Origin of the sequence: Rhodovarius crocodyli (genome assembly GCF_004005855.1) — a bacterium.
Classification (GTDB): Bacteria; Pseudomonadota; Alphaproteobacteria; order Acetobacterales; family Acetobacteraceae; genus Rhodovarius; species Rhodovarius crocodyli.
The window spans coordinates 1-13,648 of record NZ_SACL01000002.1; the positions used below are offsets into that span (position 1 = coordinate 1).

The following is a 13,648-nucleotide window of genomic DNA, read 5'->3' on the forward strand; positions in this document are numbered from 1 at the left end:
AGGGGCTGGTGGTGGCCTGCCCTGAGGAGATCGGGTTCAACCAGGGCTGGCTGAACGCCGAGCAACTCGCCCAGCAGGGAAGGGCTCTCGGAAAGACAGCCTATGGGCAGTATATGATCGAAGTGGCTAAGTCCGCCTGATACCGGTGAAGGTGGAGATCCCGGTCGGGATGTCCACCAGTCCGCGCCGGTGGGCCATCAGCCGGTAGTATTCGCCGAGCGGCAGATAGGGCAGGTCCTGCCAGAACTGCGTCTGGATGCGCTGCGCCACCTGGCGCTGGGCCGCTTCATCGGGCGCATCCATCCATTCGCGGCGCATGGCTTCCAGCGCGGGGCTGTTCGGCCAGCCGAACCATGCCCTCTCCCCATGCGCGCGCAGGCCCAGATGGGCCACGGGGTCCAGCGTGCCGGCGCCGCCCAGGCCCGAGACGAACACGCTCCAGCCGCCGCGCTCCACCGGGTTCTTGCTGTTGCGGCGCTGGACGATGGTGCCCCAGTCGCCGGCCACCACCTCCACATTCATGCCCGCGCGTTGCAGCATGTCGGCCGAGACCTCGCTCAATGCCTTCAGCAGCGGGAAGTCATTGGCCTGCAGCACCACCACCTTCTCGCCGCGATAGCCGGCGGCGGCCAGGTCGCGCTTCACCTTGTCGTAGTCGCGCGGGCCGGTCAGCGCCTCGAAGCCGATCTCGCTGGCCATGGGCGTGCCCGACAGGAAAGGGCCGACCGGCGCCTTCCAGGCCGCGCGGTCGTCGCCGAAGGCCGCCGTCATGAAATCCTCCTGCTTCAGCGCGCCCAGCAGCGCGCGCCGGATCGCCGGATTGTCGAAGGGCGGCTGCAGGTGGTTGAAGCGGAAGATGCTGCAGGAGCGGTCGTCGACCAGCTTCACCTCGATCTGGCGGTTCCGGCGCAGCATGGGGGCCAGGTCGTTGCCGGCATATTCCAGCCAGTCGACCTCGCCGTTCTGCAAGGCGGCCGCCGCCGTCGAGGGATCGGGCAGGATATGCCATTCGACGCGGTCGAAATGCGCGATCTTGGGGCCGGCGCTGCGGCTGGCCACGCCGTCCGGGCGGGGCACGTAGTCGGCATTGCGGGCATAGGCCACGCGCGCGCCGGACAGGCGCTCCGCCGGCAGGAAGCGGAAGGGGCCGCTGCCCACCATCTCCGTCACCTGGCGGTGCGGGTCGGTGGCGGCGATGCGTTCCGGCATCATCGCGGGCATGGCGGACGTCACCTTGCCCAGCGCGCGCGCCAGCAGCGGGAAGGGGCGCTTCAGCCGGAACACGATGCGCTTGTCGTCGGGGGCCGAGATCTCGTCGGTCACGGCCAGGATCTCGGCGCCGAACATGTCGCGCGCGGCCCAGCGGCGGATGCTGGCCACGCAATCCCGCGCCCGCACCGGCTCGCCGTCATGGAACTTCAGCCCGTCGCGGAGCGTGATGGTCCAGCGCCTGCCGTCATCCTCGATGACATGGCCGGCCGCCATCTGCGGGTGCACGTTGTAGTCGGCGTCGGTGCCGTACAGCGTGTCGAACACCATGAAGCCGTGCACCAGGCTGACGGTGGCCGTGGTCCAGACCGGGTCCAGCGAGGCGAGGTCCGCCTGGGGCACGAAGCGGAGCACCCGAGTGTTCTGTGCGGCGGCGGGTGCCGCCAGCAGCGCGCCCCCACCCAGCATGGCGCCACGGCGTGTGAAGGACATGCGATGTTCTCCGGCTGCACGGCGCCATCATCAGAGGCCTGAAAAACCTGTCAATGACAGCTTTGCGGCACAGGCAACTCGCGCAAGGATGACGCCGGACAAGGAGACGCCCCATGGCCCTGCGCTGCGACCTGATCATCCGCGATGCCACCATCATCGACGGCAGCGGGGCGCCCCGCTACGCGGGCGATGTGGGCGTGACGGGGGACCGCATCGTGGCGGTGGGCGACCTCGGCGCCTTCAGCGCCGACCGCGAGGTGCTGGCCAATGGCCGCGTCCTGGCCCCCGGCTTCATCGACGCCCACACCCATGACGACCAGATCGTGCTGCAGGGTGCCGAGTGCATGCTGTGCAAGCTCTCGCAGGGCGTCACCACCTCCGTCATCGGCAATTGCGGCATCAGCCTGGCGCCGGGGCGGCTGAAGAACGCGCCGGCGCCGCTGGGCCAGGTCTGCGCGCCGGAATGGTGGCAGTTCGAGACCTTCGGTGAGTTCCGCGAGCGGCTGGAAACCAATGTCCCGGCGGTGAACGCCTTCGCCCTGATCGGCCACATGACCCTGCGCTGGGACGTGATGGGCGGGGACATCGACCGGGTCGCGACCGACGCCGAGATCGCCCGCATGCGCGACCGGCTGGAGGCGAGCCTGGCCGAGGGTGCCTCGGGCTTCTCCACCGGCCTGTTCTACGCCCCCAGCAAGGCCGCGAGCACCGAGGAGGTGATCGCCATCGCCGAGCCGCTGCGCGCGCACCGGGGCCTGTACGTGACCCACATGCGCAATGAGGCCGAGGGCGTGCTGGACAGCATCGACGAGACGCTGCGCATCGCGGCGGCCGTGGGCGCGCCCGCCGTCATCAGCCACCACAAATGCGCGATGCCGGAAAACCACGGCCGGTCCCGCGAGACCCTGCCGCGCATCGAGGCCGGCGCCGCGCAGCAGAGTGTCGCCTTCGACGTCTACCCCTACACCGCCGCCTCCACCTCGCTCGGCGCGCGCAAGCCGCGCCATGACGTGCCGGTGCAGATCACCAACTCCGCACCCTTCCCGGAGATGGCCGGGCGCATGCTGGCCGATGTCGCCGCCGAATGGGGCGTGAGCCTGGATGAGGCGGTGGCCCGGCTGCTGCCCGCCAGCGCCATCTTCCACAACATGGCCGAGGAGGACGTGCAGCGCATCATGTCCCATCCGCTGGCCATGATCGGCAGCGATGGCGGGCCGCTGGCCAAGAAGCCGCACCCGCGGCTGTGGGGCACCTTCCCGCGCGTGCTGGGGCATTACAGCCGCGACCTCGGCCTGTTCGGGCTGGAGGCCGCCGTGCACAAGATGACCGGCCGGCCGGCCGCGGTGTTCGGCATCCCCGATCGCGGCGCCATCCGCGTCGGCGCCTATGCCGACCTGGTGCTGTTCGACGCCGCGACGGTCAGGGACTCGGCCAGTTTCGAGAACCCGACCCAGCCCGCCGAAGGCATCGTCGAGACCTGGGTGAACGGCATGTCCAGCTATGTCCATGGCCAGGGCGTGACCGGGGTGCGGGCAGGCAGGCTGGTGCAGCGCGCGGTGGGGTGACAGGATCGCCCGACAATCCGAAAGGGGTATGCGATGAGCGGTTTCGATTTCACCGGCAAGCGCGTGGTGGTGGCAGGCGGCAGCCGGGGCATCGGGCGCTCCACCGCCATCGCCTTCGCCCGCGCGGGGGCGCGCGTCTCCATCTGCGCCCGCAGCCAGGGCCCGCTGGACGCCACGCTGGCCGAGCTTGGCGCCGGCGCCCACGCCAAGGCCTGCGACCTGGGCGACAAGGCGCAGGTCACGGCCTATGTCGAGGAAGCGGCCCAGGTGCTGGGCGGCATCGACATCCTGGTGAACAACGCCTCCGGCTTCGGCTCCACCGATACCGAGGAAGGCTGGGAAGCCAGCCTGAACGTGGATGTCCTGGCCACCACGCGGGCCAGCCGCACCGCGGTGCCGCACATGAAGGCGGGCGGGGCGATCGTGAACATCAGCTCCATCAGCGGCTATCGCTCCAGCCTGCGCACCCCTGCCTATGCCGCCGTGAAGGCGCTGCTGATCAACTTCACCCAGAGCCAGGCGGCGGCGCTGGCGAAGCAGGGCATCCGCGTGAACGGCGTGGCCCCGGGCTCCATCGAGTTCCCGGGCGGCAGCTGGGAACAGCGCAAGACCAGCCAGCCTGAGCTGTATAACCGCGTCCTCGGCTCCATCCCCTTCGGCCGCCTCGGCACGCCTGAGGAAGTGGCCAATGTGGTGCTGTTCCTGTCCAGCGACCTGGCCGGCTGGGTGACTGGCCACACCGTGGTGGTGGATGGCGGCCAGCTTCTGGGCTGATTCACGCGACTGACGCATTCAGGTGATGCGATACGATCGCGTGATGACATAGCCTGCCCGGGGAACGATCACGTTCCCCGGGGAGAGCAAGATGGATCTCAAGGATTTCACCAGCTTCGAGAAGCTGATCGCGCCGTCCGTCGTGAAGGTCATGTACTGGATCGGCATCGTCGGCATCTGCCTGGCCGGGCTGGGCGCCATGGCCACCGCCTTCACCATGTTCGGCGGCGGGTTCCTGCAATTCATCATGGCCATCATCGGCACGGCCGTGGGCCTGCTGTTCTGGCGCGTGGTGTGCGAGCTCTACATCGTGGCCTTCGGCATGTTCGAACGGCTGGGCGCCATTCGGGATAGCCTGGCACGGGGGATTCCGCCGCGGTGATAGGGCGGGGGGGGCCTTGCCCCCGGACCCCCAAGCAGGGGCGCTGCCCCTGCACCCCGCCAGGACCGTAGCGGCCCTGGACCCCGGGGAGTCGGCACCTGCGCTTGAGAGCGTATATCTATTTGATTTTAATAATAAAAATGGCGCCAAACCTGATCCGGTGAGGCGCCAAACTGATATCAGGTCCAGGAGATATTATCTCCTGGCGGGTGTCCAGAGGGTAGGGCCCTCTGGTGGGGTCCGGGGCAAAGCCCCGGCCTGCCCCTTCAGGTCTCCAGCATCCGCCTGAGCAGCGTCACGTCTTCCGCCAGCACCCTGTCTTCCGCCATCAGCTGCTGGATGCGCGACACGGCGTGCATCACCGTCGTGTGGTCGCGGTTGCCGAAGCGCCGGCCGATCTCGGGCAGGGACCGGCTGGTCAGCTGCTTGGCCAGGTACATCGCCACCTGGCGGGGGCGCGCCACGGCGCGGGCGCGGCGGGCGCTGAACATGTCCGTCATCCGGATGGCGTAGTGCTCGGCCACCTTGCGCTGGATGTCGTCGATGGTGATGCGCTTCTCATGCGTGCGCAGCAGGTCCGACAGCACCTCGGGCACGTTTTCCAGCGTCAGCGGGCGGCTGAACAGCTTGGCATGGGCCACGAGGCGGTTCAGCGCCCCCTCCAGGTCGCGCACGTTGGAGGCGATCTTGTGGGCCAGCAGCTCCAGCACCTTCACCGGCACGTCCACGCCCGCCTGGGCCACCTTGGCCTGCAGGATGGACAGGCGCAGCTCATAGGTGGTGGCGTGCAGGTCGGCCACGATGCCGCCGCCCAGGCGCGTGCGCAGCCGGTCCTCGATGCCGGACAGGTCGTTGGGCGACTTGTCGGCCGACACCACGATCTGCTTGCCCGCATCCACCAGCGCATTGAAGGTGTGGAAGAACTCTTCCTGCGTGTTGTCCTTGCCGATCAGGAACTGCAGGTCGTCGATCATCAGGATGTCGACGGAGCGCAGCTGGGTCTTGAACTCCATCGTGTTGCCGCCGCGCAGCGCGCCGATGAAGCGGTACATGAACTTCTCGGCCGACATGTAGGCGACGGGCTTCTGCGGATGCGCCTCACGGATCGCCCAGGCGATGGAGTGCATCAGGTGCGTCTTGCCCAGCCCCACGCCGCCGTACAGGAACAGCGGGTTGAAGCCGGCCGAGGCCGGGCGTTCCGCCACGCGGCGGGCGCAGGCATGGGCGAATTCGTTGGGCTTGCCCACCACGAAGCTGTCGAAGGTCAGGCGCGGGTCGAGCGGGGCCATCCACTCGTTCTCGCGCGCGGCCTCGGTCACGCGGGCAGCGGAGGCGGCCACGGCGGGCGAACGCGGAGAGGGCGTGAGGGACTCGGCCAGGCCGCTCTCGGCCTGGGTGGAGGCATCGGTCCCGGCATCGGCCATCACGCGGAAATCCACGCGGCGCGTGCCCGGCCATTCGGGCAGGCACAGCGCCTTCAGCCGGTCGCCGTAATGGTCACGTACCCAGTCGCGCAGGAAGCGGGAGGGCAGGGAGATGGCGACCAACTCGCCCTCCACCCCGCGCAGCACCATCTGACGCAGCCAGTTCCGGTATTCGACCTCACCCACCTCTGCACGCAGCTTGGCCCTGACACGGGCCCAGGGCGCTGCGAGCTGACCGGCATCGAGGGGAACATTGCCGGGTTCCGTCTTCATCCAGGACACCTGCCTCGTTCAAGCCCCGACCTGCATACGGGGTAAGCTTTAACTCATTGATTATATTGGGGCATCGCCCATGGGTCACCCTTCGGCGCCCATAAGGGGGGAAGGCGCCTCAGCTTCCTTCCTGCATGCTAGGGTGCTGCGCCCAATGTCCGCAAACGGTAATTGCCACGTCGCATTCCCTCCTCATTCGGGTGTGGCAAATAGATCAATGCCACCGAAAGAAAAGACAAACTATAGACGCAAGTAATCGCTCGATGGCGCTACTGCGCCATCGAGTTCACAAAAACCGTCATCGGGCAGGCCTTCAGGCCTGGGCGGGAGCGCCCAGCGCCTTGATCCGCGAGGACAGGCGGGAAATCTTGCGGGAGATCGTGTTCAGGTGCAGCACGCCCTTGCCCACGGCGCGCTGCAGCTCGGGCTGCGCCGCCTGCAGGGCCACCTTGGCCTCGTCCTGCTGCCCGGCCGCGATCGCCAGCTCAACCTTGCGCAGGAAGGTGCGCACGCGGGAGTTACGGGCGCGGTTGCGCTCGGTCCGCTTGGCGGTCTGACGGATGCGCTTACGAGCGGAGGGATTATTGGCCATGTGATTGCGTACCGATGAAGGAGGTGAGCGACCCCGGGAAAAGGATCAGCCGACCCTTCGGGGGTAAACCCTGGGGACCGGCGGGGTGTGGGTATCTATCGCCAGGGCCCGGCAGCGTCAAGGCGCGGCGTGCGGCCCGGCGGCGTGAATCCGCACTAGCCATGGGTGAACTGCGCGGGGCGCTTTTCGGCGAAGGCGGACATGCCTTCCTTCTGGTCGGCGGTGGCGAACAGGCCCTGGAACAGGCGCCGTTCGAAGCGGATGCCCTCGGCCAGCGTGCTCTCGAAGGCGCGGTTCACCGCCTCCTTCGCCATGGCGGTGGCCGGGCGGGACAGGCTCGCGAGCTTCTCCCCCACCTTCAGCGCCTCCTCCAGCAGGGTTTCCGTCGGCACGATGCGGGAAACAAGGCCCGCGCGCTCGGCCTCCGCCGCATCCATGAAGCGGCCGGTCAGCACCAGCTCCATGGCCTTGGCCTTGCCCACCGCCCGGGTCAGGCGCTGGGTGCCGCCGGCCCCCGGGATCACGCCCAGATTGATCTCGGGCTGGCCGAACTTGGCGTTCTCCGCGGCCAGGATGAAATCGCACATCATCGCGAGTTCGCACCCGCCCCCCAGCGCGAAGCCCGCGACCGCCGCGATCACGGGCTTGCGGATGGTCGTCACGACCTCCCACTTCGCGATGAAGTCGTTCAGGTACACATCCGGAAAGACACGGTCCTTCATCTCCTTGATGTCGGCGCCGGCCGCGAAGGCCTTCTCGCTGCCGGTCAGGATGATGGAGAAGATCGCGTCGTCGGCATCATAGCCGCGCAGGGCCTCGCCCAGCTCGGCCATCAGCTGGTCGCACAGCGCATTCAGCGCCTTGGGGCGGTTGAGGCGGATGACGGCGGTCGGGCCATGCGTCTCCGCCAGGATCATCTCATACGCCATGCGCTGGTCCTCCGTGCTTGCGGGCATAGTGGGGCGCGCCGCCGCCCCCGGGCAAGAGGCCCCCTATTTCTGATGCGTCGGGCAATAGAAGGTGGAGCGGCCGGACTGCACCATGCGCAGCACGCCCGGGCAGGCGGGCGGGCCGGGGCAGCGGGCGCAGGGCGTGCCCTCCCGGTCATAGACGTCGAAGCGTTCCTGAAAGACGCCGATCTCGCCATCCGCGCGCACATAGTCGCGCAGGGAGGAACCGCCGGCCGCGATGCTGTCCGCCAGCACGGCCTTGATGACGGGCACGAGCTTCCGCGCCCGCGCGCCCGCCACCGTGGCCGCCAGGCGGGTGGGGGAGATGCCGGCCCGGTACAGCGCCTCGCACACATATATATTGCCGAGCCCCGCCACCACGGACTGGTCCAGCAGCGCCGCCTTGATGGGCGTGCGCCGCCCTTCCAGCGCCGCGGACAGGATGGCGGGGGTGAAGGCGTCCTCCAGCGGTTCCGGCCCCAGCCCGGCCAGCAGCTTGTGGGTGTCCTCGGCGGCACTCGGCACCAGGTCCATGGCGCCGAAGCGGCGGGGGTCCACGAAGCCCACGCGCCAGGCGTCGGTCTCGATCACCACATGCTCATGCGCCTCGGGCGGGGCGTTGTGCCCGCGCGAGTCGGAGAAGATGCCCTGCGGGCCGAGGCTGGGCACCGGGGCCGCGCCGTGCGGCCGGGCCACCATGCGCCCCGACATGCCCAGATGGATCAGCAGGCTCTCCCCGGTGTCGAGGCGCATCAGCATGTATTTGCCGCGCCTGCGGAATCCCAGCACCGTGGCCCCGGTCAGCCGCGCGCCCAGCCCCGGCGGCAGCGGCCAGCGGATGTCGGGGCGGCGGGCCTCCGCATGGCGGATCCGCTGCCCGGTCAGGACTGACGACAGCCCGCGCATCACGGTTTCGACCTCGGGCAGTTCGGGCATGGAAAGACCTGTGCTAGAAAGCGGCCATGATGTCCGACGCTCCCTTTTCCGAGAAGCCGCCCGCCGGGGGCACGGTGGATTTCGGCTACACCCAGGTGGCCACGACGGAGAAGGCGGGCATGGTCCGCGCCGTCTTCGACAGTGTCGCGCCCAAATACGACGTGATGAACGACCTCATGTCGCTGGGCCTGCACCGGGTGTGGAAGAAGGCCTTCCTGAACGCCATCGCGCCCCGCCCGAGCGAGACGCTGCTCGACCTCGCGGCCGGCACGGGCGACATCTCGATGGCGGCGAAGAAGATGGGTGCGAAGCGCGTCATCAGCACCGACATCAACGAGGCGATGCTGACCGTCGGCCGCGACCGCGCGCTGAACGCGGGCATGGTGCTGGACTACATGGTGGTGGATGCCGAGCGCATTCCGCTGCCGGACCGCAGCGTGGAGAAGGTCTCCATCGCCTTCGGCCTGCGCAACTGCACCGACAAGGATGCGGTGCTGGCCGAGGCGCGGCGCGTGCTGCGCCCGGGCGGGCGGTTCTTCTGCCTGGAATTCTCCAAGCTGGCCGTGACCGCGCTGGAGAAGCCCTATGAGCTCTGGAGCTTCGAGGTGCTGCCGCGCCTGGGCCAGCGCGTGGCGGGCGATGCCGACAGCTACCAGTATCTGGCCGAGAGCATCCGCATGATGCCCGACCAGGAAACGCTGGCCGGCATGATGCGCGGCGCGGGGCTGGAGCAGGTGAGCTACCGCAACCTGTCGGGCGGGATCGTGGCGATCCATTCGGGCTGGCGGCTGTAATTCATCGCGCTGGCGGAACTTGCCGCCCGCGCGCGGTGCCGTGTAGTCGATTGCACCTATTGCCTGTCGCGCGGATGAATGATGCCGCGCTGCACAGAATGACTGAAATGGACTATTTCGCTATTACTTCTGTGTGAGAGTGGGCGATTCCGGTTTTTCTTCGGGCGGGGCGGCGCGATCCTGCGGCGGCACGCCCCACCGGAGAACCCGCCATGACGCCGCCGGAAAAGAGTTTCGTCTTCGCTCCCATGTACAACCAGACGCCGCAGCCCGGGGAGCCGCAGACCAATGACGCCACCGGCGCCTTCCACCCCGGCATGGCGATCTACAAGAAGATGTATGAGGGGATGGGCAAGCAGGTCGTCACGCTCAAGTTCGACAACCACGCCCCCGCCGCCAACCGCCGCCGCCAGATCCTGGACGCGATGCAGAACAATTGCGGCGGGCAGTGGTATGACGCGATCGTCTATTTCGGCCATGGCTGGAAGGGCGGGCTCGCCTCGGCCGGGTTCAACGATGCCAGCCGCGAATCCCTGACGGATGCGATTTGGGACTACGGCACGCCGGGGGTGAAGGTCATCCTCTATGCGTGCTCCTGCGCGACGCCGGGCGGCTATGCCTACAAGATGGCGCAGGACCTCAGCTGCTGGGCCAATTACGGGCTGGAGGTGTTCGGCCACCCCTCGGTCGGGCACAGCTTCACCAACCCGCAGGTCCGACGCTACCCGTCCAACCTGGGTGAGACGGGGGAGACGGTCTGCCCCGACGGCAAGCTGCAGGGCTGGCTGAAGAACATGCGCAATGAGCGGGCCGGCTTCTGGGCGCAGATGCCCTTCATGACCAGGGATGAGATCGCGGCGGCCTGCTGAGTGCGGCCGCGGCGGGTTCCCCCTCGCGGCGCATGGTGGCATACGCCGGGGGATGCGGATCCTGTATCATCTCCCTCTCTCGGCCGAATGCCGGAAGGTCCGGCTGGCGCTCATGGAAAAGCGCATTCCCTTCGAGCCCAAGCTCGAACGGGTGTGGGACCGGCGCGAGGAGTTCCTGGAGCTGAACCCCGCCGGCACCGTGCCGGTGTTCCAGGACGAGAACGGCCTGTCGATCGCCGAAAGCAGCGCGATCTGCGAATACCTCGATGAGGCCTACCCCGACCCGTCCCTGTTCGGCCGCACCCTGGCCGAGCGCGCGGAGGTGCGCCGCCTGGTCGCGTGGTTCGACCTGAAATTCGGCGCCGAGGTCACGAAGAACCTGATCTATGAGCGCCACTTCAAGCGGCAGCTGGGCCACGGCAACCCGGATGCGGCCAATATCCGCGCGGGCTATGCCAATCTGAAGCCGCATCTGGATTACATCGGCTGGCTGGCCGAGACGCGCGCCTGGCTGGGCGGCACCCATATCAGCCTGGCTGATTTCGCGGCGGCCGCGCATCTGTCCGTGCTGGACTACGCCAATGACGTGGACTGGAAATACAACCCGGCCGCGACCGAATGGTACCAGCGCATCAAGTCGCGCCCGGCCTTCCGGCCGCTGCTGGCCGAGCGTGTCTCCGGCCTGAACCCACCCGCCCATTACGACGACCTGGATTTCTGATGCAGCAGGATATTTTCGCGGCCCTTCGGGCGCGCACCGTGGACGCGCTGCAGGGGCTGCTGCCCGAGCTGCCCGCCGAGGCTTTTTCCCGGGTGGTGGTCGAGCCGCCGCGCGACGCAAGCCATGGCGACATGGCGACCAATGCCGCGATGGTGGTGGCCAAGCTGGCGAAGCTGCCTCCGCCGAAGCTGGCGGCCGACCTCTCGGCGAAGCTGGCGGAACTGCCGGAAGTGGCCGAGGTGGCCCCCGCCGGCCCCGGCTTCATCAACATCCGCCTGCAGCCCGAATACCTGCGCGCCCAGCTGCCGGTGGTGCTGGCGGCGGGTGAGGCCTATGGCCAGGGGGCGGCCACCGGCCACAAGGTGAATGTGGAATATGTCTCGGCCAACCCGACGGGGCCGATGCATGTGGGCCATTGCCGGGGTGCCGTGGTGGGCGACGCGCTGGCCAACCTGCTGGCCAAGGCGGGCGATGCCGTCACCAAGGAATACTACATCAACGATGCAGGTGCGCAGGTGCAGGCTTTGGCCTGGGCTGCGTTCTGGCGCTACCTCGAAGTCGCGGCCCGCGCCGGCGCCCCGGGCGCCGTGCTGGACAAGCTGCGGGCCGAGCCCGAGAACGGCCGTGCCATCGTGGAGGCCGAGTTCGGCACCACCCTGCAATATGGCGGTGAATACCTGATCCCGGTGGGAGAGGCGCTGTGGGCCGAGCACGGTCCGGCCCTGATGGACCCCACCCCCGACACCCTGCTGGCCATCCGCCACGCCACCGTCGCCGCCATGATGGTCGAGATCCGCGCCGATCTCGCGGCCCTCGGCGTCACGCATGACGTGTTCATCTCCGAGGCCGAGGTCGTCGCCGCCGGCAAGCTGGAACAGGCCGAGCAGGTGCTGGACGCCAAGGGCCTGATGTATCGCGGCATCCTGGAGCCGCCCAAGGGCAAGACCCCCGACGACTGGGAGCCCCGCGAGCAGACCCTGTTCCGCGCCACCCAGTTCGGCGACGACACCGACCGCCCGCTGCGCAAGTCTGACGGCTCGGGCACCTATTTCGCCAATGACATCGCCAACCACCTGCACAAGATCGAGCGCGGCTTCGATGAGCTGGTGCATGTGTGGGGTGCCGACCACGGCGGCTATGTGAAGCGGATGAAGGCGGCGGTCTCCGCGCTGTCGGACAGCCGCGTCAGCCTGGATGTGGTGCTGACCCAGATCGTGCATGTGCTGAAGGACGGCCAGCCCGTGCGCATGTCCAAGCGCGCCGGCAGCTACATCACGCTGGCGGACCTGATCGACGAGGTCGGGCGCGACGCGGTGCGCTTCACGATGCTGACGCGCAAGGCCGATGCGCAGATGGAGTTCGACCTGAACAAGGTGGTCGAGCAGTCGCGCGACAACCCGGTCTTCTACGTGCAATACGCCCATGCGCGCATCCGCTCCGTGCTGCGCGCGGCGGGTGACCCGGCGGATTTCGCGGGGGCTGACCTGTCGCCCCTGACCGACGCCGCCGAGATGGCGCTGATTCGCCGCATCACCACCTGGCCCCGCGTGGTCGAGGGTGCGGCGGCGGCGCGCGAGCCGCATCGTATTGCCTTCTATCTCAACGACTTGGCCGGCGACTTTCATATGCTGTGGAATCGCGGGCGAGAAGATGCCACATTGCGCTTCATCAGGCCGGAGGAACCGGTGGCCACCAAGGCGCGTCTCGCGCTGCTGGCGGCCACGGGGGCGGTACTCCGTTCCGGCCTTCAGGTGATGGGGGTGACCCCTGTCGAGGAGTTGCGCGATGAGCGGAAGGGGGATTCCGCGGAGCCCGGCTGAGGGGAGCCGGCGCACCGCAGGAACGGTGAATGCGATGGGGGGCCACCATGAGTGACGCCCCCCGCAACTGGGCCGACGACATGGCCCGCAGGCAGCCCATGAGGGCGAGCAGCAACATGGCGCCCAAGCCGATGCAACTGCCGAACCTGCCCCGGCGCCTGATCCTGATCGGCGCGGGCCTGACGGGTTCCATCCTGCTCGCCTCCGGCATCATCTGGGGCATTTCCCGCATGGGGCCCAGCGCGCCGCCGGTGATCGAATCCGATGGCAGGCCCTTCCGCGTGCGCCCCGACGGCGCGCCCGTGGCCCCGCCCGCCGTGACCACGGCAGCCCCCGTCCGCCCTGGTGAGGCCCGCGTGGCCCAGGGGCCCGAGGCGCCGCGCCTGGACAGCCTGCGCCAGCAGATGGCGGCCCCGCACACCCCGGCCCCCGCGCCGGAGGCACCCGCCGCGGCCCCGCGCGCGGCAGCCCCGGAGCAGCCGGCGGCACCCGCCGGCCGCCATGCCCAGCACCCGGCGCCGGCGCAGCATGCCCGCCAGGCGCCCGCTGCCGCGCCCGCCCGGCCGCCGCCCGTGCCGAGTGGGACCGTATCAAGCGCCGCGTGCCTGAGCTCGCGGGCCATTCGCCCAGCATCGTGAAGTTCGAGCGCCAGGGCCATCCGACCCTGTGGCGGCTGCGCGTGCAGGGAGTGGATGCCCGCGCCCTGTGCGGCCGCCTGCGTGAGAAGGGCGTGGCCTGCAACGCGGTCTGACAGCCCGCTGCGGGGCGGGCCGGCGCGGTCTTTTCCACGCCGGCCGCCTCAGCCGTCGCCTTCCGAGGCAGGCTCTGTTAGGCCGGACGCACCACT

Annotated in this window: 14 protein-coding genes; 9 read left to right on the forward strand and 5 right to left on the reverse strand. The window is 68.8% G+C overall.

The window, feature by feature from the left end:
• Nucleotides 1-126 precede the first annotated feature (126 nt).
• On the reverse strand, nt 127-1,701 hold the full coding sequence (locus tag EOD42_RS05950) for an ABC transporter substrate-binding protein (RefSeq protein WP_127786605.1): 1,575 nt from the start codon (nt 1,699-1,701) through the stop codon (nt 127-129).
• A 113-nt stretch (nt 1,702-1,814) separates the two neighbouring features.
• Between EOD42_RS05950 and EOD42_RS05955 the strand changes: the two genes are divergently transcribed.
• From EOD42_RS05955 to EOD42_RS05965, 3 genes are all read left to right on the forward strand, one after another.
• Nucleotides 1,815-3,266: an N-acyl-D-amino-acid deacylase family protein gene (locus tag EOD42_RS05955; RefSeq protein ID WP_127786606.1), complete on the forward strand. Its 1,452-nt coding sequence runs from the start codon at nt 1,815-1,817 to the stop codon at nt 3,264-3,266.
• A gap of 33 nt (nt 3,267-3,299) precedes the next feature.
• Nucleotides 3,300-4,040: an SDR family NAD(P)-dependent oxidoreductase gene (locus EOD42_RS05960; RefSeq protein ID WP_127786607.1), complete on the forward strand. Its 741-nt coding sequence runs from the start codon at nt 3,300-3,302 to the stop codon at nt 4,038-4,040.
• Between the two features lie 91 nt (nt 4,041-4,131).
• Nucleotides 4,132-4,422: a DUF4282 domain-containing protein gene (locus EOD42_RS05965; RefSeq protein WP_127786608.1), complete on the forward strand. Its 291-nt coding sequence runs from the start codon at nt 4,132-4,134 to the stop codon at nt 4,420-4,422.
• A gap of 266 nt (nt 4,423-4,688) precedes the next feature.
• On the opposite strand, the gene dnaA is transcribed toward EOD42_RS05965, so the two are convergent.
• From dnaA to mutM, 4 genes are all read right to left on the reverse strand, one after another.
• Nucleotides 4,689-6,119 carry a chromosomal replication initiator protein DnaA gene (gene dnaA / locus EOD42_RS05970; protein WP_127786609.1) on the reverse strand — a complete coding sequence of 477 codons (1,431 nt, stop codon included), beginning with the start codon at nt 6,117-6,119 and terminating at the stop codon, nt 4,689-4,691.
• Between the two features lie 313 nt (nt 6,120-6,432).
• Nucleotides 6,433-6,711 (reverse strand): 30S ribosomal protein S20, encoded by a 279-nt coding sequence (gene rpsT, locus EOD42_RS05975; protein WP_127786610.1) that lies wholly within the window; start codon nt 6,709-6,711, stop codon nt 6,433-6,435.
• 155 nt (nt 6,712-6,866) lie between these two features.
• Nucleotides 6,867-7,640, reverse strand: coding sequence for an enoyl-CoA hydratase (locus EOD42_RS05980; RefSeq protein WP_127786611.1), 774 nt, complete (start codon nt 7,638-7,640; stop codon nt 6,867-6,869).
• A 63-nt stretch (nt 7,641-7,703) separates the two neighbouring features.
• Nucleotides 7,704-8,597, reverse strand: a complete 894-nt coding sequence (gene mutM / locus EOD42_RS05985; RefSeq protein WP_127786612.1) for a bifunctional DNA-formamidopyrimidine glycosylase/DNA-(apurinic or apyrimidinic site) lyase — start codon at nt 8,595-8,597, stop codon at nt 7,704-7,706.
• A 26-nt stretch (nt 8,598-8,623) separates the two neighbouring features.
• Here mutM and EOD42_RS05990 point away from each other — a divergent pair, with 26 nt between their 5' ends.
• The 6 genes from EOD42_RS05990 (at nt 8,624) to EOD42_RS06015 (ending at nt 13,552) form a co-directional block, all read left to right on the forward strand.
• Nucleotides 8,624-9,391, forward strand: a complete 768-nt coding sequence (locus EOD42_RS05990) for a class I SAM-dependent methyltransferase (protein WP_408902137.1) — start codon at nt 8,624-8,626, stop codon at nt 9,389-9,391.
• Between the two features lie 212 nt (nt 9,392-9,603).
• The gene (locus tag EOD42_RS05995) at nt 9,604-10,260 is read left to right on the forward strand and encodes a hypothetical protein (protein WP_127786613.1); all 657 of its coding nucleotides are present in this window, start codon (nt 9,604-9,606) and stop codon (nt 10,258-10,260) included.
• A 52-nt stretch (nt 10,261-10,312) separates the two neighbouring features.
• Nucleotides 10,313-10,981 (forward strand): glutathione S-transferase family protein, encoded by a 669-nt coding sequence (locus tag EOD42_RS06000; RefSeq protein ID WP_127786614.1) that lies wholly within the window; start codon nt 10,313-10,315, stop codon nt 10,979-10,981.
• A complete protein-coding gene (locus tag EOD42_RS06005) occupies nt 10,981-12,801 on the forward strand; it encodes an arginine--tRNA ligase (protein WP_127786615.1) in 1,821 nt (606 codons plus the stop codon). The genes EOD42_RS06000 and EOD42_RS06005 overlap by 1 nt, the downstream gene beginning before the upstream one ends.
• Nucleotides 12,802-12,848: 47 nt before the next feature.
• Complete coding sequence (locus EOD42_RS06010; RefSeq protein ID WP_127786616.1) at nt 12,849-13,439, forward strand: hypothetical protein; 591 nt, start codon at nt 12,849-12,851, stop codon at nt 13,437-13,439.
• Nucleotides 13,403-13,552, forward strand: a complete 150-nt coding sequence (locus EOD42_RS06015) for a hypothetical protein (protein ID WP_240654978.1) — start codon at nt 13,403-13,405, stop codon at nt 13,550-13,552. Before EOD42_RS06010 ends, EOD42_RS06015 begins: the two co-directional genes overlap by 37 nt.
• Nucleotides 13,553-13,648: the final 96 nt, after the last annotated feature.

Coding starts and splice junctions, on each gene's coding strand:
- EOD42_RS05950 (WP_127786605.1), bottom strand. CDS start 1,701: ATGTCCTTCACACGCCGTGGCGCCATGCTGGGTGGGGGCGCGCTGCTG.
- EOD42_RS05955 (WP_127786606.1), top strand. CDS start 1,815: ATGGCCCTGCGCTGCGACCTGATCATCCGCGATGCCACCATCATCGAC.
- EOD42_RS05960 (WP_127786607.1), top strand. CDS start 3,300: ATGAGCGGTTTCGATTTCACCGGCAAGCGCGTGGTGGTGGCAGGCGGC.
- EOD42_RS05965 (WP_127786608.1), top strand. CDS start 4,132: ATGGATCTCAAGGATTTCACCAGCTTCGAGAAGCTGATCGCGCCGTCC.
- dnaA (WP_127786609.1), bottom strand. CDS start 6,119: ATGAAGACGGAACCCGGCAATGTTCCCCTCGATGCCGGTCAGCTCGCA.
- rpsT (WP_127786610.1), bottom strand. CDS start 6,711: ATGGCCAATAATCCCTCCGCTCGTAAGCGCATCCGTCAGACCGCCAAG.
- EOD42_RS05980 (WP_127786611.1), bottom strand. CDS start 7,640: ATGGCGTATGAGATGATCCTGGCGGAGACGCATGGCCCGACCGCCGTC.
- mutM (WP_127786612.1), bottom strand. CDS start 8,597: ATGCCCGAACTGCCCGAGGTCGAAACCGTGATGCGCGGGCTGTCGTCA.
- EOD42_RS05990 (WP_408902137.1), top strand. CDS start 8,624: ATGATGTCCGACGCTCCCTTTTCCGAGAAGCCGCCCGCCGGGGGCACG.
- EOD42_RS05995 (WP_127786613.1), top strand. CDS start 9,604: ATGACGCCGCCGGAAAAGAGTTTCGTCTTCGCTCCCATGTACAACCAG.
- EOD42_RS06000 (WP_127786614.1), top strand. CDS start 10,313: ATGCGGATCCTGTATCATCTCCCTCTCTCGGCCGAATGCCGGAAGGTC.
- EOD42_RS06005 (WP_127786615.1), top strand. CDS start 10,981: ATGCAGCAGGATATTTTCGCGGCCCTTCGGGCGCGCACCGTGGACGCG.
- EOD42_RS06010 (WP_127786616.1), top strand. CDS start 12,849: ATGAGTGACGCCCCCCGCAACTGGGCCGACGACATGGCCCGCAGGCAG.